At 52.1% G+C, this 23,363-nt stretch carries 18 protein-coding genes; 17 read left to right on the plus strand and 1 reads right to left on the minus strand.

Annotated features, from left to right (window positions below; genetic code table 11):
* Positions 1-3 precede the first annotated feature (3 nt).
* Positions 4-2,283, plus strand: a complete 2,280-nt coding sequence (locus tag GSUB_RS07875; RefSeq protein ID WP_052464747.1) for an efflux RND transporter permease subunit — start codon at positions 4-6, stop codon at positions 2,281-2,283.
* Between the two features lie 97 nt (positions 2,284-2,380).
* Here GSUB_RS07875 and pepA read toward each other — a convergent pair whose 3' ends face one another.
* A complete protein-coding gene (pepA, locus tag GSUB_RS07880; RefSeq protein ID WP_040200111.1) occupies positions 2,381-3,205 on the minus strand; it encodes a flocculation-associated PEP-CTERM protein PepA in 825 nt (274 codons plus the stop codon).
* 236 nt (positions 3,206-3,441) lie between these two features.
* Between pepA and GSUB_RS07885 the strand changes: the two genes are divergently transcribed.
* The 16 genes from GSUB_RS07885 to GSUB_RS07960 all read left to right on the plus strand — a co-directional run bounded on the left by GSUB_RS07885 (position 3,442) and on the right by GSUB_RS07960 (position 22,995).
* A complete protein-coding gene (locus GSUB_RS07885) occupies positions 3,442-4,182 on the plus strand; it encodes a PEP-CTERM/exosortase system-associated acyltransferase (RefSeq protein ID WP_040200112.1) in 741 nt (246 codons plus the stop codon).
* Complete coding sequence (locus GSUB_RS07890) at positions 4,179-5,534, plus strand: sigma-54-dependent transcriptional regulator (protein ID WP_040200114.1); 1,356 nt, start codon at positions 4,179-4,181, stop codon at positions 5,532-5,534. The genes GSUB_RS07885 and GSUB_RS07890 overlap by 4 nt, the downstream gene beginning before the upstream one ends.
* 281 nt (positions 5,535-5,815) lie before the next feature.
* Complete coding sequence (locus GSUB_RS07895; RefSeq protein WP_040200115.1) at positions 5,816-6,154, plus strand: hypothetical protein; 339 nt, start codon at positions 5,816-5,818, stop codon at positions 6,152-6,154.
* A gap of 39 nt (positions 6,155-6,193) precedes the next feature.
* The gene (gene prsT / locus GSUB_RS07900; protein ID WP_040200117.1) at positions 6,194-8,839 is read left to right on the plus strand and encodes an XrtA/PEP-CTERM system TPR-repeat protein PrsT; all 2,646 of its coding nucleotides are present in this window, start codon (positions 6,194-6,196) and stop codon (positions 8,837-8,839) included.
* A 22-nt stretch (positions 8,840-8,861) separates the two neighbouring features.
* The gene (locus GSUB_RS07905; protein WP_040200118.1) at positions 8,862-10,217 is read left to right on the plus strand and encodes a TIGR03013 family XrtA/PEP-CTERM system glycosyltransferase; all 1,356 of its coding nucleotides are present in this window, start codon (positions 8,862-8,864) and stop codon (positions 10,215-10,217) included.
* 71 nt (positions 10,218-10,288) lie between these two features.
* Complete coding sequence (locus GSUB_RS07910; RefSeq protein ID WP_040200119.1) at positions 10,289-11,101, plus strand: polysaccharide biosynthesis/export family protein; 813 nt, start codon at positions 10,289-10,291, stop codon at positions 11,099-11,101.
* Positions 11,102-11,139: 38 nt separating this feature from the next.
* Positions 11,140-12,759: an XrtA system polysaccharide chain length determinant gene (locus GSUB_RS07915; protein WP_040200121.1), complete on the plus strand. Its 1,620-nt coding sequence runs from the start codon at positions 11,140-11,142 to the stop codon at positions 12,757-12,759.
* A gap of 14 nt (positions 12,760-12,773) precedes the next feature.
* Positions 12,774-13,625, plus strand: a complete 852-nt coding sequence (locus GSUB_RS07920) for an XrtA-associated tyrosine autokinase (protein ID WP_040200123.1) — start codon at positions 12,774-12,776, stop codon at positions 13,623-13,625.
* Positions 13,626-13,716: 91 nt separating this feature from the next.
* Positions 13,717-15,075, plus strand: a complete 1,359-nt coding sequence (locus tag GSUB_RS07925) for a TIGR03016 family PEP-CTERM system-associated outer membrane protein (protein WP_158414061.1) — start codon at positions 13,717-13,719, stop codon at positions 15,073-15,075.
* A gap of 268 nt (positions 15,076-15,343) precedes the next feature.
* Positions 15,344-16,504, plus strand: coding sequence for an XrtA/PEP-CTERM system-associated ATPase (locus tag GSUB_RS07930; protein WP_084211860.1), 1,161 nt, complete (start codon positions 15,344-15,346; stop codon positions 16,502-16,504).
* Between the two features lie 3 nt (positions 16,505-16,507).
* Positions 16,508-17,389, plus strand: coding sequence for an XrtA system polysaccharide deacetylase (locus GSUB_RS07935; RefSeq protein ID WP_040200125.1), 882 nt, complete (start codon positions 16,508-16,510; stop codon positions 17,387-17,389).
* Positions 17,390-17,569: 180 nt separating this feature from the next.
* Positions 17,570-18,598, plus strand: coding sequence for a FemAB family XrtA/PEP-CTERM system-associated protein (locus GSUB_RS07940; RefSeq protein ID WP_040200126.1), 1,029 nt, complete (start codon positions 17,570-17,572; stop codon positions 18,596-18,598).
* A 39-nt stretch (positions 18,599-18,637) separates the two neighbouring features.
* A complete protein-coding gene (locus GSUB_RS07945) occupies positions 18,638-19,066 on the plus strand; it encodes a GxxExxY protein (protein ID WP_052464750.1) in 429 nt (142 codons plus the stop codon).
* The gene (locus GSUB_RS07950) at positions 19,063-20,340 is read left to right on the plus strand and encodes a glycosyltransferase (RefSeq protein WP_040200127.1); all 1,278 of its coding nucleotides are present in this window, start codon (positions 19,063-19,065) and stop codon (positions 20,338-20,340) included. Before GSUB_RS07945 ends, GSUB_RS07950 begins: the two co-directional genes overlap by 4 nt.
* 203 nt (positions 20,341-20,543) lie before the next feature.
* Positions 20,544-21,626 (plus strand): non-hydrolyzing UDP-N-acetylglucosamine 2-epimerase, encoded by a 1,083-nt coding sequence (wecB, locus tag GSUB_RS07955; RefSeq protein WP_040202273.1) that lies wholly within the window; start codon positions 20,544-20,546, stop codon positions 21,624-21,626.
* A gap of 121 nt (positions 21,627-21,747) precedes the next feature.
* Positions 21,748-22,995 carry a TIGR04063 family PEP-CTERM/XrtA system glycosyltransferase gene (locus tag GSUB_RS07960; RefSeq protein ID WP_040200128.1) on the plus strand — a complete coding sequence of 416 codons (1,248 nt, stop codon included), beginning with the start codon at positions 21,748-21,750 and terminating at the stop codon, positions 22,993-22,995.
* Positions 22,996-23,363 lie beyond the last annotated feature (368 nt).

Consider the following 23,363-nt stretch of genomic DNA (forward strand, 5'->3'; position numbering starts at 1 on the left):
GACATGCTGAAAGAACTCGTCGGCAAAAATTGCGATCTGATTTTCCGCCACTCCCGCCTGTATCTTGCGTTTCTTATCCTGCTGACAGGTTTTTTCGGGTATTTCTACGCCAACCTGCCTGTCGAGACCTCTGTCGAATCACTGATTATCGAAAACGATCCCGACCTTGAGTTTTACGAGAGTTTCAAGGATCAATTCGGTGAAGATGAATTTCTGGTGGTGGGATACGAGAGCCCCCGCATGTTCACCGATGAATTTCTCGACCGGATTGATCTGCTGACGCTGGACCTGGAGAATATCTCCGGTGTGCGGGAAGTGGTCAGCATCACGAGCGTGGAGGATATTCTCGGCACCGAGACCGATTTTATCGTACAACCCCTCGTGCCTTCACGCCCGGAAGGCGAGCAGGAAATCCGGCATATCCTGGAGCGCATCGAGCGAAACCCCCTGATCAAGGGGAACGTCGTCTCCGAAGATCTGCAGGCCGGGTTGTTTCTGATTCGCACGACCGGCAGTGAGGACGATGGTTTTGACGCCCGCCTGGTGGCGGATGTCATGGCGTTTTTCAGCGAACATCCACAGCTTCCCGAGGGAATCGACTTTCATGTGGCCGGTTGGCTGGTCACCGATACCAGCATGGCCTCCTACATGAATCGGGATATGGCCTTTTTCATGCCCATCACCTATGTGCTGATCGCCGTGCTGCTGTGGGTTTTCCTGCGCAACCTGCCGGCCGTGACCATCTCCTTGATCAATATCAGTATCTGCCTGGTCTGGACCATGGCCTTTCTGTACTTTGCCGGTGGCGCCATGAGCCCCATGACCTCGATCCTGCCGCCTCTGATCATGGCGCTGGTGGTTTCCGACAGCATCCATATCCTGCAGAAGTTTCTGCAGACGCAAGGGGCCGATCTGCAGAAACGCATCAGGGACGCCATGCAGCGTCTTGCCGTTCCCTGTTTTCTCACCAGCCTGACGACCGCAATCGGTTTTTCCAGCCTCGGGCTCAGTGATATCCCCCCCATCCGTCATTTCGGGTTTGCCGCGGCGGGGGGAATGCTGGTCGAATTTTACCTCTCAATGACACTGATTCCCCTGGGGTTGTGGCTGTGGGGGAAAAAACGCCCGATCGCTGCTCAGAGCAAAACGGTTTTCAAGGGACTTGATCGTATCAGCGAGTGGACCGGGAGCCGGGTCACCCTCTGGTACAAACCAGTTCTTGCCGGCTCCATTGCGGTTCTGGCCCTCTTTGTATACGGGGCAACACAGTTGCAGGTGGAAACCAATCTGCTTGAATATTTCCGGTCGGGCAGTGAGATCCGCCAGGATACCGATTTTGTCGACAGCCGCCTCGGCGGGGTCAATACCCTTGAAATCTCACTGCGCAGCGATGAGCGGGAGTATTTCCTGGAGCCGCAGAACCTCGAAAAAATCGAGGCGATTTCTCGCTACCTTCAAGAGATAGAGGTCGTCTCAAAGACGACGTCCCTGGTCGACTTCCTGAAACAGATGAACCAGGCGTTTCATGCCGACCAGCTCGAGCATCACGTGCTGCCGCAAAGTCGCCAGCTCGCCGCCCAGTACCTGCTGCTCTACGATGGAGATGAGCTGCGTAACTTTGCCGACCTGGATTACAGCTGGGTGAGAATATCGGCACGCCTGACCGAACACAGCTCCCAGCGACTCAACCATATCATCTCCGATATCGACGAGTATCTCACGCGCACCATTGACGACCCCGCGATCGAGGTGAACATCACCGGTAAAACTTTCCTGGTCAACAAACTGGTCAAGAGCATTGTCGAGAGTCAGGTCAAAAGTCTCTCCACCGCGTTTGTCGTCATTTTCCTGGTGTTGTTCTTCGTGTTCCGTTCCTTCAAACTGGGGTGCCTGTCCATTATCCCCAATGCCCTGCCTATCATTATGAATCTTGGCGTCATGGGGTTGTTCGGCATCCCGCTCAATACCGCGACGGCCATAATCTCTGCCGTCGCCCTCGGCATCGCCGTCGATGATACCATCCATTTCCTGACCGAATACCAGCACCAGCGGGAAAGCGGCACGCCACGCGCCGAGGCCATCCGTGCCAGCATCAACGAAAAGTTCAGCCCGATCCTGTCGACGTCCCTGATCCTTGTCTTTGGTTTCGGGATTCTGGTCTTCTCCAGCTTTGTGCCGACCGTTCAGTTCGGTTTCCTCTGTGCGTTGATCATGCTTTTTGCGTTTGTCAGCGACCTGATCATTCTGCCTGCGGCCTTGATGGTGGGGGCGGTACGGAAATAAACGGTATGGGGTAGAAGAAGGGCGGGTGATTTGAGAATAAAAAAGCGCGGCCCGAAGGCCGCGCTTATGGAATCGAATTTTAAGATTGTATTTTTACTTACTTGCGGTTTTTGCGGCGCAGCATGATGCCGGTACCAAGCAGGCCTGCACCGAGAAGAATGATGGTGCTCGGCTCGGGGATCACGCCAACGCTGATGGAGGAATCGTGAGTTGAGAACACGATGAGGTTTCCGTCACCATCTTCTGTGATATTCAAAGAGGCGGGGTCGTTGTCGCCTGCGGTATAAGCAGTCACCCAGCGCTTGCCGACCAATTCGTCAGCAAGGTCTTCGCCCGTATCGGCGTTGTACCAGAAGTTATCAAGAATATAGGAAAATTCGCCGTTGATGATGTAGGAGCTGCCTGCGTTGCCGTTTGTGTCGAGCCGGTAGCTGCCGGAGGTCACATCAACGGTGGCCACACGGGCGCCATCAGCGAAGGAGGCGGGATTTTCCATGTTGGTGGCATAGGGGTCATAATCAATGTAGAAATCGAATGTCCCGGAAGTGTACAGCGCCTCAATGACGCCGTCGACATTGGAGGTGACAACGCCTTCCAGGTCGTCCCATACGAACGTGAATCCATAACCTGTGGCAGTAAGGAATCCTTCATCGTCGCCGGGGCTGTTACCCGAAACAAAGTTCAGACCGGTTGCTCTGGCCAGGCCGGCATCGGATACGAAGCCGGTGGCCGTAATTTCTGACGTTGTTTTGGCATAATAAGTGATCTCATTGAAGGCTTCTGTAATGCCATCGCCAGTACCAACAGGGAAAAAGGCATTGTCAACAGCATTCAGATCCCAATAGCTGTTGATAAAGGCCGCCGGTGCGCTAGTCGCTGCAAGCAAACTCATTGCAGCAAGGAGCAATAGGACTTTTTTCATTTTCAATCTCCTTCTTTTGGGGGTTAATGGAATTTATTTATTTCTGTTTTTTTCAAATCTGCGTTATTATTAATGCAATCACTTTGCCAACTTTTAAGTGGTTGAAATTTAACAATTTTATGGTTTATTTTCACTGAGAGGGAATTGTTGTGTAAAAAAAGCCGACGGATTTTTTAAAGAGATCTTTACAGATACCAGGGGCCGGTTTTTCAGAGCGGAAAGGACGGGAGGGATAGATGGGCTATTTTGAGTTTGAGGGTGGTTTGTACCCTGATGTCCCCGAGAATATCCGTACGGCTATTTTTCGCCTGCGCTATCAGGTGTATTGCCTGGAGTGGGGATTTGAAAAAGAAGAAGACCATCCCGGCGGAATTGAAGCCGACAAATTTGATTCTCACTCTGTTCAGATTGCGGCTCGAGTAAAAGGGGCTTCACCAGAGGATGTCATTGGCACAAGCCGCGTGATAGTTGGCTGCGAGGTGGATCGCTTTCCGATTGAATGTCATTGTTCTTTTTTTAGTGAATTCAAACCACCCCCGCGAGAGTTTTCAGGAGAAATATCTCGCCTTGCTGTCAGCAAACATTTCCGTCGCCGTGCGGTGGACAAGCTGATCTTTTCTCATGGCGATCCAGCGTATGAATCCGAGCAGGCTTTGTCCGCAGCATCAGCCCATGACCGTCGCAAAAGCGAAAACGAGATTGTTGCCGGTATCTATATGCACCTTTATGCTGAAAGCAAAAGACTTGGCATCACTCATTGGTACGCGGTTATGGCCAAAGGGCTCCATTTGCTCCTCAAGCGCTGGGGAGTTGTCTTTCACCCCATCGGCCCGGAATTGAACTACCACGGCTGGCGTGGTCCTTATCTGGCAGAAATTGCAGAAATTGAAAAAAATCTCGAAAGGCGCAACCCCGCTTTGATCGAGGGGGCTCGAAAAATTTTATGGCAATCCGATTCAAAACAAGAGGTGATATGAGTACTGTGGGTGAGATTCTTGTCATTGACGACGAGCCCAATGCGCTCAAAGTCATCTCCGCCATCCTGTCGGAATCCGGATATTCCGTTGAGGCGGTCATGGATGTGGACGGCGCCTGCCAGGCTGTTGCGGCGCGGGACTTTGATGCAGTTGTCACCGACATGAAGCTGCCTGACGGCACCGGGATGGACATATTCCATTACGTTAAAGAAAAACGCCCTGATATCCCTGTCATTTTTCTTACCGCCTACGGCACTGTGGAATCCGCTGTCGACGCCATGACCGGCGGTGCTTTCTACTATTTCATCAAGCCTCCGGATTACGTCAACCTTAAAGGGATCCTTTCCCGCGCAGTGGAGCAGCGCCGACTTAAACGCGAATTGTCGCAGCTTCGGCAGCGCCTGGCTCGTGGAAAAGAGACTTCGCGCATCATTGGCAACCACCCCAGCATTCTGCGGATTCAGGAAGTTGTTGAAGCGGTCAGCGATTCGGAGAGCAGTGTCCTGATCCAGGGTGAGACCGGAACCGGCAAGGAGATGATCGCTCGCGCCCTTCACGAGCAGTCCAGAAGTCGCCGCGACCACGAATTTGTGGCAGTTAACTGTGCCGCTATCCCCCATGAACTGATCGAAGCCGAGCTGTTTGGTTATGAGAAAGGGGCGTTCACCGGCGCGACTTCAAGGCGTATTGGTCGAATCGAGCAGGCAGACGGGGGGACACTTTTTCTCGACGAGATCGGAGAGCTGGACCACGCTGTACAGGCTAAATTGCTGCGCGTTCTTCAGGAAAAAGAGATTGAGCGCATCGGTGGTAACCAGAAGATCCACCTGGACTTCCGGCTGGTTTCTTCCACAAATCGTGACTTGGAAAGAGAGATTTCTAACGGTAATTTCCGTGAAGACCTCTATTATCGCCTTAACGTGGTGCAGATCAAAGTGCCCGCCTTGCGTGAGCGCCGCGAAGATATTCCGTTGCTTGTGTCTGAATTTGTCCGTGAATTCTGCGCTCGGGAAAATAAGATACTGGTTTTCGGAGACGAGGTCATGCCTCTCTTGTGCCGATATGATTGGCCCGGAAACATCCGCCAGCTGCGCAATGTCATCGAAAGCTGCGTGGTTCTCTCCCGTGGGGTTGAAATCTCCCCAGATCAGCTCCCTGCCGAGATAACCTCCAGATCAACATGCCGCAACGATAAAGCTTCATTGAAGTCCATCAAAGAGGTTGAGGCTGATGCTATATCGAATGCATTGCTCGAATGCAGGGGAAATAAATCCGAAGCGGCGCGTATCCTGGGTATTTCGCGCAAGGGCCTATACAAAAAAATAAAGGATTTTGGTTTGGGCGATACCTGAATATGAGGCTCACCGTTAAATGTGTCCCTGATTGAAACACTCACAAAGTTAATAAAAACAACGCCTTGAAAAGGCTGTCTCCAAAAGAGACAGCCTTTTTTTGTAAACTGTTTCTTTTGGAAGCATATTAAGCTGGAGTGCTTGATGTTCGTTCTTAAAAACTTGTTATATCAAATACTTAAGGAGTTGGCATTATACTGGCATTGGAGTTAAATCTGTGCTGACTTATGGCAAATCTCTTGAACAGGTGATCGGAGGGAAACCCGGTGGGTTTCTGAAGAATGAAAAAAAAGATTTTACTTGTTGACGACGACCATTTTTTCCGTATCTGCCAGGCCATCTTTTTACGTGAGGGTGTTGAAGTCGAATCACCTCTGGTCATGGAGCCTGAAAAGTGGGATCCAGGTCGTTACTCTCTGGTTATTGGCAGCTATCCCATGGCCGCTCCTTTTTTTCTTCGGATCAGTGAATGGAAAATCCCGGTGTTTATTCTTTCTGAAGGGCTTTCGCGCGAATTAATCAGTCTCATGAAGAAGATCCCCAACTCGCGTTTTTTTCTTAAACCCCTTGATTTCGACCATTTTCGTGGGATTGTTTGTAACGTTGTCCATAGTGAGTGATCTTGTTTTTATCTTTCGGCAGGGAGTGTGACATTGAAAATGAAAAAATTTCTTCTTCTTATCCTTCTACTTAATCTTGTTCTCATTGCTGCCTGTGGCTCGAAAAGTAAAGAAGAATTGCTCGAAGAAGGAGTGAGCAATCTTGAATCCGGAAATTACTCAGCAGCACTTGTCCTGCTGAATAACGCCCTTGAGAAAGATCCCAATTTTGTTCCCGCCCGCTATCAGCTCGGCAAGCTCTTCCTTGAGACTGAAAAGTACGACCGCGCCGAGAAGGAGTTTCAGAAGGTCGTTCGGCAGAACCCCGCCAATCTCAACGCAAGGCTTGATCTGGGGCAAGTCTATCTTGCCATGGACCAGCCGCAGAAGGCGATTGAAGAGGTCAACACCTATCTTTCTGAACATCCCGCGGACAGTGAAGCATATCTCGTGCTGGGTCGTATCTACTTTCATCAGCGTGAATGGCAGCGGAGCATGGCTGCTTTTGAAAAAGCCCTGGAGATCAACCCCGAAGGAGAAGATGCCCGCCTCGGCCTTGCCCGTGTAATGCTCGCACAGAATGACCTTGAAGGCGCCCGCCGCATAACGGATGCAATTCTGTCTTCAGGAACCAAAGTCAAAGACGCGGCCTATCTTGCGGCACGTATAGAGCGGCGGGCAGGTGATGTCGAAGCGTATAAAAATGCCTGGGAGGTGGTTCTCAAGGAAGATCCAAAGGACCCTGCCGCACTTTATCAACTCGGGCTGATCGCGTTGGAAGAGGGCGACATTGAGGCCGTTGAGGACTATGCCGCAAATCTTAAGCGCATTTATCCCAAAGGCGCAGAAGGGCATCAGCTTGAGGGATTTGTCCTTTACCAAAAGGATCAGTATGAGCCTGCCATTATCAGTCTTCAGGAATCCCTGCGAGTGAGTGAACATATTCAGACGCACCAGTATCTCGGTTTGAGTTATTTTCGCCTCAACAACTTTGAGTTGGCCCTGAATCATTTTCAGAAAATGCTCGACCTCGAGCCGGAAAACCTCCCCGCACGTATTCTGGTAGCCACGACCCTGCTGCGCCAGAAACGTCCCCAGGAAGCTGTCTACGAGGCAGAAAAAGCCATCGTCCTGGCGCCTGGAAACCCTGTGCCGCATAACCTGCTGGGCAGCGCTCTCGCAGCGCAGGGGAAATATGAAGAAGCGATGAAGGCATTTGATGTCGCCATCGACCTGGACCCCTCCCAATCCATGCTTTATGTCAAAAAAGGCCTTGTCGAATTCGGCCAGGGAGACATCGTCGGTGGTGAGGAGTCTCTGCGGCAGGCGGTTGATGTCAGTCCTGACGTCGTCGGGTCGCGGTTGCTGCTGGCCGGTTTTCTGCAGCGCAAAGGGGAACTCGACAAGGCGCTTGCTGTTCTTGAAGAGGGCTTGAATGATGAAGAAAAAGATGCCCTCTACCTCAATCGCATGGCGCAGATTCACCTGCGCTCAGGCAACACCGATAAAGTGATTGAGGTTCTTGAGATGGCAAAAAAAGTGTTCCCCTCGTTTGAGCCCTCCTACCTGAACCTGGCAAACCTCTATGTTCGCATGGGTGAGCCGGAGAAAGCTCTGGATGAGACACGGGTACTTCTTTCCGTCGATGCGGACAACCTCCGTGGACGTCTTCTCGAAGGAGCGCTGCTCGAAGGGCTCGGCCGTGATGACGAAGCGGAAAATGCTTATCGCAAGGCTCTCGACAGCAGGAATCCTGAAGCATTCCGAGCGTTGGCGACCTATCTTGTTCGAAAAGGAGAAAAAGCTCAGGCGCTGGAAGTTGTCGAAGCAGGCCTGAACATCGCACGTGAAGAGGCGACGCTTCTTGAGCTCGCCGGTCGTCTCAGCAGTGACCTGGGCCGGAAAGCTCAGGCGATCAAATACTTTGAACGTCTCTTTGAATCCAGTCCGGATCGCGGCGGGGCGCTGTTGGCTGCCGCTTATGTCGCCAATGACCAGAACGATAAAGCCCTGAGTCTCGGCGAGCAGCGGATTTCCAGAAACCCCGGCGCGCCAGCTGGTTATCTTCTTCTGGCTGCCATTCATCGCCAGGGCGGAAATCTCGATGCAGCCCATGAAACACTTGACAAAGGGATTGAGAGAAGTTCTGAGCCTCAAAACCTCTATCTGCAGAAAAGCAGTCTCCTTGTGCAGCAGGATAAACGCGATCAGGCAATGAGACTACTGGATCAGCTCATTAAAGAATATCCGGGATTTTCTCGTGGTCTTTTTGCCAAAGCTTCGCTGCTGCAGATCGAGGGACAGGTCGATCAGGCGGTTGATGTTTATGAGGAGCTTCTGGCGCAAAATCCGATGCATGGTCCCTCATTGAACAATCTGGCCTACCTCTACCTTGACCAGCCTGAAAAGCGCCAGGAGGCCCTTCAGTTGGCATATCGTGCCTACCGCCTTTCCCCGACCGAATCTGCGGTCCTCGACACTCTCGGGTATGCTCTGCTTCACAACGGAGAAACTGAACAGGCACGCAAAGTTCTTGAAGCCGCCGCCGCCCGTCTTGACCACCCTTCGGTTCACTATCATCTCGCTTTGGCTTACGACGCATCGGGGGAAAAACAACAGGCCCGCCAATCCCTCCAGAGAGCGTTGCAGCACGACTCCTTCCCCGAAAGGGACGCTGCACAGCAATTGATGCAGCAGTTGAACTAAAAGACTTGAAGAGGATTAAAGGATGCGCAAGCCCCTGATTATTCTGCTGTCTGGTGATTTTCTTCTGGCCTGTCTGTCCCTGGCTCTGGGCATACTTGTGCGCTTTGGCACATTGACCGGGAGCGAGGCCTCGGAAATTGGCGGATGGCAACTGGCGTTTTTCGCGGCTGTGCTTCTTTTTTCCGGTTTTTTTGTCGAACTTTACAGCGCCTCCAGCGACTACCGCAAAACCGAATTGACGGTACGCGTATTCATCGGTCTGTGCCTGGCTTTTCTTATCCTCTCCGCTTCATATTACATCTTCCCGTCATTGCTGATCGGCCGTGGTGTGCTGCTCTCGGCCCTGGTGATATTCGGAATCGGCCAAATCGTCTGGCACAGCGCTTCACCCATGCTGAATGTCGTACCCGGTTTCGCACAAAAGGTCGTTATTCTCGGTAACGGAGCGCTCGGCAAACAGATCGAGGATCTTATCCCCAGAGAGCGCAATAACTTTGTCTTTGCCGGGTACATCAAGGCCGCAGCGGAAGGCCCCATGGGACCAGACAAAAATGTTGTCGGAACCATGGATAATATTTTTGAAACTGTCAGCCGGATCAAGCCCAACAAAATTATCGTCTCCCTGGCTGAGCGTCGTGGTGTGCTGCCGGTAAAGGAAATTCTCAAGTGCAAACTTTCAGGTATCGAGGTCATCGATGCATTGAATTTCTACGAACGGTTGACCGGAAAGCTGCTGGTTGAGAATATCAACCCGAGTTGGTTTATCTTTTCCAGCGGTTTTCGCGTCACCCGCTTCATGTGTTTTTACAAGCGGGTTCTTGATGTTGCGCTCAGCCTGACGGGGATCATTCTGGCTTCCCCTCTAATGCCCCTGATCGCACTGGCGGTACGACTGGACTCCCCCGGGCCGGTGTTTTTCAAGCAGGAGCGCGTCGGCAAAGGCGAACAGGCCTTCACGCTCATCAAATTTCGAACCATGCGCAATGACGCTGAGAAAAATGGCGCTGTCTGGGCATGCAAAAACGACCCGCGCGTAACCAGAGTGGGACATATCCTGCGCAAGACCCGACTGGATGAAATCCCCCAGCTGTTCAATGTACTGCGCGGCGACATGAGTTTCGTCGGGCCGCGCCCCGAGCGTCCTGAATTTGTCGAAACCCTAAAGGAAAAGATCCCCTATTACTCCAAGCGACATTTCGTTAAACCGGGAGTCACCGGCTGGGCCCAGGTGCGCTATCCCTATGGTGCCTCCGTCGAAGACAGCCTGGAAAAACTGCGCTACGACCTGTATTACATCAAGAATTTCTCAGTTTTTCTGGATATATTGATCATTTTCGAAACAATCAAGGTCGTTTTGTTCGGACGCGGTGCACGGTGAGAATGGTTATGGGGCGCGGGGAGGGGCGCACATCGGTGCGCCCCTACATATAATTTGAAACAGGAGACATTATGAAACGTCTGTGCGTACTGCTGGTTTTATTGTCCTTTCTCGTGCCGTCATTTGCCATGGCGGAAACTGAAAGCGACTATGTCATCGGTGACGGCGATGGTTTGAGCATTTTGGTCTGGGGTGCTGAAGAGCTTTCCAGCCAGGTTACGGTGCGTCCTGATGGCAAGATAACCCTGCCTGCCGCAGGCGATGTCACTGCAACAGGATTCACCCCGGAACAACTGAGTAAAGAGCTCGCCGAAAAACTCGAGGATTTCGTTAAAAACCCCATCGTCACAGTTTCGGTAACCGGCATTACCAACAACAAAGTCTATGTCTTTGGTGGCGGCGCATCCTCCGGAGCTTTTGATCTGCCCCGGCGTACCACGCTACTCAAATTTCTAGCCACCCTGGGCGGCATCGAAAAAGCCGACCTCGAACGCGCTTATATCATGCGTGACGGCAACAGGCTCGACATCGATTTCTACGATCTTTACATCAATGGCCAGCTCGAACGAGATGTCCCCCTTCAATCGGAAGACCTGATTTATATCCCGGACAATGAGCTGATGAAGATCTACGTTATGGGTGCGGTGGAGAATCCGCAATACATCTTCTATCGCGACGGTATCCGCGTTCTCGACGCCATTCTCGAATGCGGCGGATTCACCAAATTCGCCAAAGAAAGCAAAGTTCTGATCCTGCGTGAAGTTGATGACGAAATGGCTGAATTGAGAGTTAATGCCAAAGATTTGATGAAAGACGGAGATCTTAGCCAGAACATTGAACTCCAACGTGGTGATTTAGTCATCGTGCAGGAAGGCCTGTTTTAAAAACAGGATAAATAGAAAATTTTAACAGGAAGTGATACATGGATAATCCTCTCAAAGAAGTAAAAAGATACCTGCTGGTTGTTTACAAAAAAAGGTTTATATTTTTGTCCGTCGCCCTCATCGTGACATTGATGATCATCGTCGGCAGCTTTTTCATGACCAAAAAGTATGAAGCGACCAGTACCGTATTTATAGAACGCAACATGATCGATAGCCTGATGAAGGGGATTACCATCACACCCTCCATGAATGATCGAATCCGTGTGCTGCGGTACTATATGCTCAGCCGCGATATGGTGACAAGAACCCTCAAAGATCTGGACATGGACCTGAAAGCAGAAAGTTCCGAGGCTTTTGACGCCATGGTGCAGAAATACCGCAATGCAACCAATATCAACATAAGGGGTGGAGATCTTTTCATCGTCTCCTTGAAGGACACAAATCCTGTTTTTGCCCGGGATTTCATCAATACCCTTGTAAACAAATATGTTGAGGAAAACGTCTCTGATAAACGGGAGGAAGCCTATGGCGCAGACCGCTTCATTGGTGAGCAACTCGGGTTTTTCAAAAATAAGCTTGATGACGCACAGAATGAAATTATCGCTTTCCGCCGCGAAAAAGGGATTTATTCCTCGGTTGATGAAGCGACCCTGATTGAGAACATAAAAAACAATGAGGAAGAGCTTGAGTGGTTGAAAAGCCAGAAAAATGAGATGCTTGCCACCATCTCCACGATCAGGCAGCAGTTGGAAATGATGAAAGGCCTGTCTGGTAATAATCCCATGGATTTTTCAATTGAAGAAACCTCCGGCGATCAGGGGGGGCGCATCGCTCAGCTTGAAGCGCGCCTTGAGCAGCTTCTCTACAATTACAATGAACAATATCCGGAAGTCGTGCGAATTAAAGCCCAGATCGAAGAATTGCGCCGCGCCCAAGAGGAGAAAGCCCCTGAAGCCGAACCCTCGCCGACTCAACATGCCGCCCAGACTGTCGATTCCTTTAATCCCCTGGAAGATCCCATTTACGTCGATCTGAAAATGCGACTCAATGCCAAGGAGTCCGAGTTGCAGGCACTTGAGGCTCGCTTACGCGAAGTTCAATCAACAATCACGGCCAATAAGGATAAGCTTGAGAATTATCCTCATGATATGAAAGTTCTGGCCGACCTTGAACGCACTAAAAGAACCTATCAGAATCTCTATGAGCAGCTCCTGCAGAGACAGGGTGTAACAGAAGTGTCCAAACAGATGGAAGTTGCCGACAAGACCACAACTTTCCGTATTGTCGACCCTGCTATCATCCCGACTCAACCCGTCAGTATCGATCGATTTAAGGTCATGGTTATGGGAATCTTTGCTGGTTTCGCTGCCGGGCTCGGTCTGGTGATTCTGATTGAGAAGCTTGACGGTAAATTTAAGGATCCTGAGCATCTCCGGGCACTCGGGGTTCCGATCCTGGTCGAAATCCCGACAATTAACAACCCGATCGAAACTGCCCGGATAAAACGGAGAAACAGCTTTAAATACCTGGCGGCCCTCAGCGGATATGCCTTGGTCGGCTGCTTTCTGGTGCATGATCTTCTGAATCTGGGAGTGATCGACCGGTTTATTTCCGACACGCACCTGGACCGATTTGTTTCTCAATTCATCAATTTCTGAAATGAAGGTATCTCATGAGCCGTATAGAGAAAGCATTGGAAAAAGCTGCCAAGCAGCGTGAGAGCAGCGATCAAAAAAAAGACCATAAGGTCCGGGAAATCCCGACTCTGCGGAAAGAAGCTCCCGGTAAAGACTTCAGCGCTTTTGACGCGGTGCCGCACCCCCAGATTCAAAATCCATATCTGGTGACCGCCAATGACCGACACTCGCCGATCTCCGAACAGTACCGCAAGCTTAAATCCCTGCTTGTCAAAACCGCTAAAGGGCAGGACGGCCGGAATTCTCTTTTGATCACCAGCACCGTAGGGGGGGAGGGCAAGACGATCACCGCCCTTAATCTCGGCATCGCCCTGGCGCAGGAATATGATCACACCGTACTTCTGATTGAAGCCGACCTGCGGCGCCCGTCTATCATGAGCTATCTTGGCCTCGAAGGTGGAGTGGGCTTAACGGATTGCGTGCTCGACGGCATCGATGTAGGCAGTGCGCTGGTTAAGACCGGCATCGGCAAACTTGTTGTGCTGTCGGCCGGCCGGCCGGTTGAGGATCCTGTCGAGGTATTCTCCTCCTCACGCATGGCCGCAATTCTCGAAGAAGTCAAAAAGCGCTACAGCGACCGTTTTGTCATTGTCGACTCGACCCCGCTGCTGCCTTTCGCAGAAGGCTACATTCTGGCTAACCTGGTCGATTATGTGATGTTTGTCGCACGGCAGGACTACACTCCCTTTGACAAACTCAAGGAAGCGCTGGCTTCTCTCAAAAGCAACAATCTGCTTGGAGTCGTTTGCAATGACGTTGACAGCACCCTGGTCGGTAACGGGTATTACGGTTATTACGGCTACTATAATTACGCTAAAAAAGCGTAATTGACTGGTTTGTAGGGGCAACCCGCCGGGTTGCCCTGCTCGGGAAACGCGTTCCGCTCCACTGTTCCATTGACGAAGGATTGATATGCAGATGAAATTATGGATCCGTTTTTTTGCCTTGTCTCTTCTGCTGGCTTCAATGGCTTTGCCGTCAATTGTAAAAGCGGAATTTCGTCTGACGCCGTCACTCCTTGTCGGCGAAGAATACAATGACAATATCTATCTTGACGCGGAGGACGAAGAAAGCGATTTCATCACGACGATCAATCCCAGCCTCAACTTCTTCTGGAGCACTAAGGTCGTTGATCTGAATCTCGATTGGGGCCTTCGTTTTCGCTACTACCTGAAAAACAGCGAAGAAAATGAGGACAGCCTCGATCAATCGCAGAGGGCGCGGCTCGATGCTCGCTTCAAGCTCATGCGCGATGTGCTCTTTCTGCACGTCTCAGATACCTACGAGCGTGTCACCATTGACGAAAGTGAAAAAGGGGCAATCGGCAACGACCTGGTCAACCTGACGGACTCCAACACCCTGCGTGTCAATCCCTATCTTCAGCTCGAGCCTTGGCGAACTGTCACCACCCGGCTGGACTATATCTATGAGAATATCTGGTATGACGACCCTGAAGGGATCGACTCCGAAAGGCATGTCGCGCGGCTGACGGTTTCGAAAGAAATTTCCGCCAGAATAACAGGGCGCATCACCGGATCTCATACCCTTTATCGGCCCAAATCCCGCGACGAAAGATATTTCGACGATTTTGATGACGCTCAGAAATATGACCGCAACGACGCGACTGTCGGCCTGACTTATCGCGTCACCGACCGGTTGACTCTCGACGGTCATTACGGCAAAGCCTGGATCGAGTACAAAGACGTGGATGATCCGGTTCTTGATCCTGGCGGCGACAGAGATCCGCGCAATGGGGATGTTCTGGATGGCAGCTTGAGGGATTTTGGCGACCAGGAACTTGACCTTTGGGGTATCAACGCCCGCTACCAGCTGACAGAAGAAGTTTCGTTCGGGGGCGGCTACAACGTCACCACAAGCCACACCGTCAGCGAAGGGATGATCGAAACCGAAGGCGCCGACGCCTTTCTGCAGTACGCCCGTCGCAACCGCATCGCACTGCGTGCTCACGCAACGACCAGCGATTACCTCACCCAGGAGCGCAAAGACGACTCCTGGGGCATAGCCGTCGACGGCGACATCCCCTGGACCAACCGCATGGGGTTCGACTACCAACTGGCCTACACGGATTACGACAACGAAGACGCGATTGAAGGCGATGAACAATACAAGCGCTACGGCCTTCGCCTGGGATTTTATCGCGATATGAAGCTGGGACGCTTCCGCACGGGATATACCTACAACGAAAACGTCTCCGATGACGACGACAACGACTACACCAACAATATCGTCTACGTGGAGATGCGGTTTACATTCTAGAAATTATTACGCCACTAAGACTCGAAGATCGCAAAGAAAATCATATATTTTAAAAAGTGCCACTAAGACACAAAGGCACAAAGAACAACTCAAATGTGGGAGCGGCTTCAGCCGCGAAAAGGTTCTTTGATTGCTCAACCCTGAAGTGCCTTTGTTTTTCTCGGAGTCTTCGAAACTTAGTGGCTTTATACAAGTGTTCAGAATTTTTAGACTTTTAGCATTTCTTGGTGTTCTTAGAGTCTTAGTGGCTCGTTGAAATAAGGTTTTTATGTACGAAAAATTCTTCAATTTTGATTGCAAACCCTTCGATCTGGTTCCCAACCCCCGGTTCCTCTTTCTGAGCCAGTCGCATCGTAAAGCGATCAATTACATGCGCTACGGGATTCAGGAGCGAGCGGGGTTTATCCTGTTTACCGGCGAGGTCGGCTCCGGCAAGACCACCATCCTGCGCGATCTGATTCACAACATCGATCCTGATATGTTGGTCTCCATGGTCTTCAATACCCGGGTCGATGCCCAGCAGCTGCTCGGCATGATCAACGAGGATTTCGGGCTCGATGTTGATGGAAGGGACAAACGCACCCTTCTTCGGGATCTCAACGATTTTCTCATTGAACAGCATGCAAACAATATGCGTCCCATCATCATCATCGATGAAGCGCAGAATCTGTGCTCCGAGGCCCTTGAAGAAATCCGCCTCATCTCCAATCTCGAAACCGAAAATCACAAACTGGTGCAGATCATCCTGGTCGGCCAACCCGAACTCAGAGCGTTGATCAACAATCCGGCCCTGCGCCAGCTCCGCCAGCGTATCGGGGTCAACTGCCACCTCAATCCACTGACACGCGAAGAAACCGAGGCCTACGTCTTTCACCGCCTTGAAGTGGCCGGCAACCGTGACGCCGTGAGCTTTCACGACGAAGCTTTCGATGTCATTTACTTCTACAGCAAGGGGATTCCGCGCCTGGTCAATGTTTTCTGCGATTTCATCCTGCTGGCCGCCTATGTCGAGGAAACCCGCGACATGACCCGCGAGCTGGTCGAAGACGTCGTCGGCGACGTGGCCTGGAAGGAGAATGTAGCCGCTCCGCAGGAGACGAATCATTCAATTGAAACCTCCGGGAACTCTGTCGCCGGCGAAGTGTTTCGCAAGCTTTCCCTCATCGAGAACAATATCCTCAAGATCAGCCGTGCGACAGATGATCTTTCCGCCATGCATAAAAAAGGGCAGACCTTCTCCGGCATGTTTCAGGAGATGGAAAAACAGGGACGGCAGCTTGAACAGCTTCAGGAATGCATGAATCGCATCGAAAAAATTCTGGCGGACGATGCTGAAGATGTTTCACAGATCGCAGCAGAGCAAAAAAGTAAGGTCGTCAATTTCAAACAGCCTGAAAAGCAAGGGCTGTTTTCCAGGATTTTTGGGTAAGCCATGGCTATCGCGAATTATCTCAGCATCGATGTCGAGGATTATTTCCAGGTCAGCGCCTTCGAACGGGTTTCGCCGCCGGACAACTGGCACAACCAGCCGTTCCGTGCCGAGCGCAACACGTCGCTGGTGCTGGATATCCTGGCTGAAAAGCAAACCCGCGCGACCTTTTTCGTCCTTGGCTGGATCGCCCGCAAGTGCCCCTCACTGGTCAAAAAAATATCCGCCGCCGGGCATGAAATCGCCAGTCACGGTTTTGGCCACCGTCGCGTTTCAACCCAGGATCGCACCGTTTTTCGCAAGGATGTGCGTGACAGCAAAAAGATCCTGGAAGATCTGTCCGGGCAGCAGGTGCTGGGCTATCGCGCACCCAGTTATTCCATCAGCCACAAAACCCTGTGGGCCTACGATGAGCTGCATGAGGCCGGGTATGTCTATGACTCCAGCGTGTTCCCCGTCCAGCACGATTTTTACGGCATTCCCGACTGGCCGCGTTTTGCTTTTGAGGTCGGAAAACAGGCCGACGGCGACTGGTGCCCCCTGGAATCGCAGATCGAAACACAAACCGGGATGAAGGAATTCCCTATCTCTACCCTGCGCATCGGAAAACGCAACCTGCCCATCGCAGGCGGCGGCTACTTTCGCCTGTTCCCTTACGCGGTAACCCGATGGGGCCTGCAGCGCATCAATAAATCCGAAAAAAAACCCTTCGTTTTCTACCTTCACCCCTGGGAGTTCGACCCCCAGCAACCCCGCATGAACGGGGCGGGGTGGAAAAGCAACTTCAGGCACTACCTCAATCTGCACAAGACCGAAGGGCGTTTTCGGCGGCTGCTCGATGATTTCAAATTCTGTCCGATAGGGGATGAGATAAAGGCACTTTAAAATCAAAAGCATTTGCCTCGAAGACACGAAGAAGAGACAAAAGGCAAGGCTCAAAAAAACAAAACTTCTGGTGTTTTTCTTAGCGGACTTTGTGTCTCAGTGGCAAACTGCATGATTTTAGCCAGACTTTTCTGGGTTTTCTTGGTGAACTTCGAGTCTTAGTGGCAAACAAAAGGCTTTATGAATATCAGAACATACCAAAATACAGACCGCCAACCCTGGGACGACTACGTTATGTCCCACCCCAACGGCACCGTCTTTCACCTGACGCAATGGAAACAGGTCGTCGAAGAAGCCTTCGGGCATCCGAGTTTTTACCTGCTCGCCGAAAACGGGCAGGGGGGGATTGTCGGTATTCTGCCCATGTTCCAGATCAAAAGCCGACTGTTCGGCAACTTCATGGTCTCCGTACCCTTTGCTGAACTCGGCGGTCCACTGGCGGATTCGCCCTTTGTCCTTGATCGCTTGCTCGACCAAGCGCAATCCGTCGCCAGAGACCAGGGTGTCGATTATCTCGAAATGAAAAACGCCGACTCAGCCGGCGACTACCCGACCAAGGATCTCTATTTCAACTTCAGCAAAGAGCTTGACCCCGATCCTGAGGTCAACATGGCCGCTATCCCCCGCAAGCAGCGTGCCATGGTGCGAAAGGGGATCAAGAGCGGCCTCACGCACGAACTCGGCCACCATCTGCTGCCCGAGTTCTACGAATTGATGGCCCGCAGCTACCACAGCCTCGGCACGCCCATTTTCCCGCAGCACTTCTTCGGCAAGTTTCTCGAAGTCTTCGGGGATAAGTCGGATCTGCTGGTTGTGCGCAGCTCCGAAAAGGAGCCCGTCGCAGGGGTGCTGACCTTCTATTACAAAGACCGGGTCATGCCCTTTTACGCCGGCTCCCGCATCGAAGCCCGCGCCCTCGCGCCCAACGACTACATGTACTGGCAGCTCATGAAAGACGGTTGCGAACGCGGCTACAAGGTGTTCGACTACGGCCGCAGCAAAGCCGACACCGGCTCATTCAGCTTCAAAAAGCACTGGGGCTTCGAACCCCGCCAGCTCGCATACCAGTATGTGCTGATCAAGGCCCAGGAAATGCCGAACCTCAGCCCGACCAACCCGAAGTATCATAAGAAGATCGAACTCTGGCGCAAAATGCCGTACCCGATGACAAAAATCCTCGGGCCGCCTTTGGCGAAGTACCTGGCATAAAAGCGACAGGATTAACAGGATTTACAGGATGAAATGATAATGGAATTTTCTGATATTACTGAGGAAATTATAGGATGTGCATATAGAGTTTACTCTGTTTTGGGGTTCGGATTTCTGGAAAGTGTATATGAAAAGTCACTTGCTGTTGAATTTGACAAAGTCGGTCTGAAAGCAAATTTTCAAAAACCTATTGATGTTTTTTACAAAGGTCAGAATGTTGGAAACTTTATCGCCGATGTGTTGGTCGAGGATAACGTGATTGTGGAATTGAAGTCTGTCAGAGGATTGACTAAAAGCCATGAAGTGCAAATTGTCAATTATCTTGCAGCCACACAAAAGCCTGTGGGGCTACTGATCAATTTCGGCGAAAATCGTGTTGACATAAAACGAAAGGTTTGGAAATTGCCAAAATTCTCTGATTTCCATCCAGTCAATCCTGTTAATCCTGTCAGAGGTTTTGAGGTTTGAAGATCTTATATATCTGCCATCGCATCCCATACCCCCCCAACAAGGGCGACAAGATCCGGTCGTTCAACGAGGTCAAATACCTCGCCGAAAACCACGACCTCTACCTTGCCTTTCTGGTCGACGATCCGGCGGACGTCAAGAATGTCGATCCGCTGCGGAAATATTGCGTCGATCTGGCCTGGGAGGAGGTCGATCCGCGGCAGCAGAAAATTAAAGCCGCGCCTCACATGTTGCTCGGTAAACCATTGAGTCTTCCGTACTTTTACTCTTCAAGTCTTCAGCGGAAGATTGATCAATGGGCTGGCGCCGTCGACTTTGATGCCGTCGTCTGTTTTTCCGGCCCCATGGCGGAGTATGTGTTCAAGAGCAACACTCTCAAAAGAGAATCAGGCAAAGCGCCGCGTCTCGTCATGGACTTCTGCGATGTCGACTCCGACAAATGGGGACAGTTTTCCAGGGAAGGCAAATTTCCCATGAACATCGTCTACGGGCTGGAGCAGAAGCGCCTGCTGGCCTACGAGGCGAAGGTCAACCGAGAATTTGACTGCAGCATTCTCGTCACCGAAAACGAAGCGCACCTGTTCAAAACCCTTGTCCCCGAAGCCCGCAATGTCGAGGTCGTCGGCAACGGCGTCGATTTCAAATTTTTCAACCCGGAGGCTGTCCCCGGCAATACCGTCGACACCACCATCGATGGCCCTACATCGGCGTCCCCCCAGACGGGTGATCACCGGGATGACGCCCCCCGTACGGAACCCATGCATCTCGTTTTCACCGGTGCCATGGACTACCACGCCAACGTCGACGCCGTGACCTGGTTCTGCCGCGACATTCTGCCGATCATCCGTGAATCCGGCATCGATGTGGAATTCTACATCGTCGGCGGCCGTCCCACCCCGGCGGTGAAGGCACTTGAACAGGTTCCCGGGGTCACGGTGACCGGCTTTGTCGACGATATCCGCACCTGGTATGCCCAGGCCGATGTCTGTGTTCTCCCCATGCGCCTTGGGCGCGGCGTTCAGAACAAGGTCCTTGAAGCCATGGCCATGCAGCGCCCCGTCGTCACCACCACCAAGGCCGCCGAAGGCGTCAGCGCAAAAGATCTGCAGCATCTTCTGGTCGCCGACAGCCCCGAAGATATCGCCAGATCCGTCATCGAACTCTGCAAAAACCCCAACGCCCGCACTCAACTGGGAGAGGCGGGGAGAACGTTCGTGACGGAGAATTTCGACTGGAAACGCAATATGGAAAAGCTGGAAGAGCTTTTGAAATGAAAAATCGACAGGATGAACAGGATATTTTAAAAGAACAGACTTTTTGGTTTTTGGTCTTATCCAGTCAATCCTGTTAATCCCGTCAGAGGTTTTTTTGATTATGGCGATGTTTGAAAGTTTTGAATCGACAGGATTTACAGGATGAACAGGATTATGGCTCAGGTTTTATTCGGGAAATTCAGTCAAATGATTTTGAGGTTGTTATGAAAATTCTATGTGTTGTCGGTGCGCGTCCTAATTTCATGAAGATCGCGCCCATTATTGATGAACTCAAAAGCCGCAATATCGACTACGTCCTGGTGCATACCGGCCAGCACTACGACGAGAAGATGAGCCAGTTCTTCTTCGTCGACCTCGGCATGCCCAAACCTCACGTCGATCTCGGCGTCGGTTCCGGCAGTCACGCGAAGCAGACCGGTGAAGTGCTGATGCGCATCGAGCCGATCATGGAACAGGAGCAGCCCGATGTAGTGGTCGTTGTCGGCGATGTCAATTCGACTCTGGCCGCGACTCTTGCCGCCGCCAAACTGGGTATCCCCGTCGCCCACGTCGAAGCCGGGCTGCGCAGCTTCGACCGCAGCATGCCCGAAGAGATCAACCGCCTCATGACCGACAGCGTGGCTGACTACCTTTTCACCACCGAAGAATTGGCTGGAGAACACCTGCGGCGCGAAGGGATCGACGATGAAAAAATCTTCTTCGTCGGCAACACCATGATCGACAGCCTGTTCAAACATGTTAAACGCGCCGATGAATCGAAAATTCTGGATCAGCTCGGCGTCGCACCGAAGAAATACGGCGTGGTCACCCTGCATCGCCCGTCCAATGTCGATCAGCCGGAAAGCCTGCGCGGCATCCTTGAAGCCTTGAGCACCATCGCCCGCGATCTGCCCCTGGTGTTCCCCATTCATCCGCGCACCCGCAAGCGCATCAGCGAATTCGGACTCGATTCACTGCTTGAGCAGGGTTTTATTCTCAGCGAACCCCTTGGCTATCTCGATTTCCTCAGGCTTAACAAAGACGCCCGCCTCGTCCTGACCGACTCCGGCGGCATCCAGGAGGAAACCACCGTCCTCGGCGTGCCCTGCATCACCCTGCGCTACAACACCGAGCGCCCCATTACCGTCACCGCCGGCACCAACCAGCTGGTCGGCGCGGACAAACAGCAGATCCTTGCCGCCGCCCTGAAAGTCCTCAGCGGAGAAGCAGAAAAAAAACAGATCCCCCCGCTGTGGGACGGACAAGCCGCGAAACGTATCGTGGACGTTTTGCAACAAACATTGTAGGGGCGAGGCGCTGCCTCGCCCAGGGCGACCCAGCGGGTCGCCCCTACGGTGGCCGAACTGGATTTCTGGAAAATTTCGGGAATTTACAGTCGAACCTGTTAATCCCGTCAAAGGGGTTTAAATGAAGATTCTCCACATCCTCGATCACAGTCTCCCGCTGCACAGCGGCTACACCTTCCGCAGCCAGAACATTCTGCGTGCGCAGCGCCGGATGGAGTTCGATCCGGTTGTTGTCACTTCACCCAAACATGAAGAAGGCACCGGTGAAGACGGGCCGACCATCGAGCAGATCAACGACTTCATCTATTACCGCACCGGCGGAGCGCGCACCTTCCCCGTTCCCCTGGCAAGCGAAGCCTGGCTCATGCACAAGCTTTCGCGCCGCATCATTGAAGTCGCGCGCATCGAGCAACCCGATATCCTCCATGCGCACTCGCCCATTCTCAACGCCATCCCTGCCTTGTGGGCCGGGCGCAAACTGGAACTGCCTGTGGTGTATGAAATCCGCGCATTCTGGGAAGATGCCGCCGTCGATCACGGCACCTACGCCGAAGGATCGTGGAAATATAAATTGACGCAATCTCTGGAAACCATGGTCTGCACCCGCGCCGACCAGGTCGCCATTCTCTGCAACGGTCTCAAGGAGGATCTGGTGCGACGCTGCATCCCCAGTGACAAAATCACTCCCGTCTTCAATGGAGTCGATCCGCAGGATTTTAAATCTTCCCCGCCCGATGCCGAATACCAGCAGCAGTGGGGGCTTGCCGGCAAAACCGTGATCGGCTTTATCGGCTCCTTTTATCGCTATGAAGGCCTCGATCTGCTGGTGCGCGCCTTTGCCGATGCCTGTCGGGAGCGTGAAGACGCCGTTCTTCTGCTGGTCGGCGGCGGCGAAACCGAGAACGAATTGAAAAAACTCGTGGAAGAACTCGGAATCGGTGACCGGGTGATCATGCCCGGCCGCATCCCCCATGAGCGCATCCCCGGCGTGTATGCCCTGGTCGACGTCCTGGCCTATCCGCGCAACCCCATGCGATTGACCGAGCTGGTCACGCCCCTGAAGCCCCTCGAAGCCATGGCCATGGGTAAAGTGCTGATCGCCAGCGATGTCGGCGGCCACCGCGAGCTGATCCAACACGGCCAGAACGGCCTGCTTTTTCCCGCCGGCAACGGCGACGCCCTGGCCCAGGCCCTGAGCGACGTCCTCAGCGATACGCAGCTCTGCGACCACATCCGGGCCCATGCTCCGGAATGGGTGGTAAAATATCACAGCTGGCAGAAGACGACGGCGGTGTACAGGGATATTTACGCCAAGGCGCTGCATACAGAAAAAATTCTTGAACCACAGAGCGCACAGGGGAAGAGCTGAGAAACCATAAGGCTGGAAAGGCTTTTAACACGAAGACACGAAGGAAAAGGACATAGGCGTATTGTCCACGGAAAACACGGAAAGCACGGAATTAGAACCAAAAGAAGGGGCATGAGAGGTTAATAATCCATGAATTTATGCTTCCCTTCGTGCCTTCGTCTTAAGAAAAGATTGGGTTTTCTGATTTTGAATTTTTTTCCGTGTCTACCGTGCTTTCCGTGGACCAGAAAAAGATTGTGATGTTGTGTTCTTTCTCAGTGGTGAAAAAACATTGACAGGATTAACAGGAATGACAGGATTTTAAAACCACAACCGATTTTGATTGATCCTGTCCATCCTGTAAATCCAGTCGGATTTTGCTTTTCAGT

The organism is Geoalkalibacter subterraneus (genome assembly GCF_000827125.1).
Lineage (GTDB): Bacteria > Desulfobacterota > Desulfuromonadia > Desulfuromonadales > Geoalkalibacteraceae > Geoalkalibacter_A > Geoalkalibacter_A subterraneus.

What these genes read in the sequence shown, in the direction of transcription:
- GSUB_RS07890 (WP_040200114.1), top strand. Translation starts at nt 4,179, where the DNA reads ATGAGTACTGTGGGTGAGATTCTTGTCATTGACGACGAGCCCAATGCG.
- GSUB_RS07885 (WP_040200112.1), top strand. Translation starts at nt 3,442, where the DNA reads ATGGGCTATTTTGAGTTTGAGGGTGGTTTGTACCCTGATGTCCCCGAG.
- GSUB_RS07925 (WP_158414061.1), top strand. Translation starts at nt 13,717, where the DNA reads ATGAAATTATGGATCCGTTTTTTTGCCTTGTCTCTTCTGCTGGCTTCA.
- GSUB_RS07920 (WP_040200123.1), top strand. Translation starts at nt 12,774, where the DNA reads ATGAGCCGTATAGAGAAAGCATTGGAAAAAGCTGCCAAGCAGCGTGAG.
- GSUB_RS07905 (WP_040200118.1), top strand. Translation starts at nt 8,862, where the DNA reads ATGCGCAAGCCCCTGATTATTCTGCTGTCTGGTGATTTTCTTCTGGCC.
- GSUB_RS07930 (WP_084211860.1), top strand. Translation starts at nt 15,344, where the DNA reads ATGTACGAAAAATTCTTCAATTTTGATTGCAAACCCTTCGATCTGGTT.
- GSUB_RS07875 (WP_052464747.1), top strand. Translation starts at nt 4, where the DNA reads ATGCTGAAAGAACTCGTCGGCAAAAATTGCGATCTGATTTTCCGCCAC.
- GSUB_RS07915 (WP_040200121.1), top strand. Translation starts at nt 11,140, where the DNA reads ATGGATAATCCTCTCAAAGAAGTAAAAAGATACCTGCTGGTTGTTTAC.
- GSUB_RS07945 (WP_052464750.1), top strand. Translation starts at nt 18,638, where the DNA reads ATGGAATTTTCTGATATTACTGAGGAAATTATAGGATGTGCATATAGA.
- pepA (WP_040200111.1), bottom strand. Translation starts at nt 3,205, where the DNA reads ATGAAAAAAGTCCTATTGCTCCTTGCTGCAATGAGTTTGCTTGCAGCG.
- GSUB_RS07935 (WP_040200125.1), top strand. Translation starts at nt 16,508, where the DNA reads ATGGCTATCGCGAATTATCTCAGCATCGATGTCGAGGATTATTTCCAG.
- wecB (WP_040202273.1), top strand. Translation starts at nt 20,544, where the DNA reads ATGAAAATTCTATGTGTTGTCGGTGCGCGTCCTAATTTCATGAAGATC.
- GSUB_RS07960 (WP_040200128.1), top strand. Translation starts at nt 21,748, where the DNA reads ATGAAGATTCTCCACATCCTCGATCACAGTCTCCCGCTGCACAGCGGC.
- GSUB_RS07895 (WP_040200115.1), top strand. Translation starts at nt 5,816, where the DNA reads ATGAAAAAAAAGATTTTACTTGTTGACGACGACCATTTTTTCCGTATC.
- GSUB_RS07940 (WP_040200126.1), top strand. Translation starts at nt 17,570, where the DNA reads ATGAATATCAGAACATACCAAAATACAGACCGCCAACCCTGGGACGAC.
- GSUB_RS07910 (WP_040200119.1), top strand. Translation starts at nt 10,289, where the DNA reads ATGAAACGTCTGTGCGTACTGCTGGTTTTATTGTCCTTTCTCGTGCCG.
- prsT (WP_040200117.1), top strand. Translation starts at nt 6,194, where the DNA reads ATGAAAAAATTTCTTCTTCTTATCCTTCTACTTAATCTTGTTCTCATT.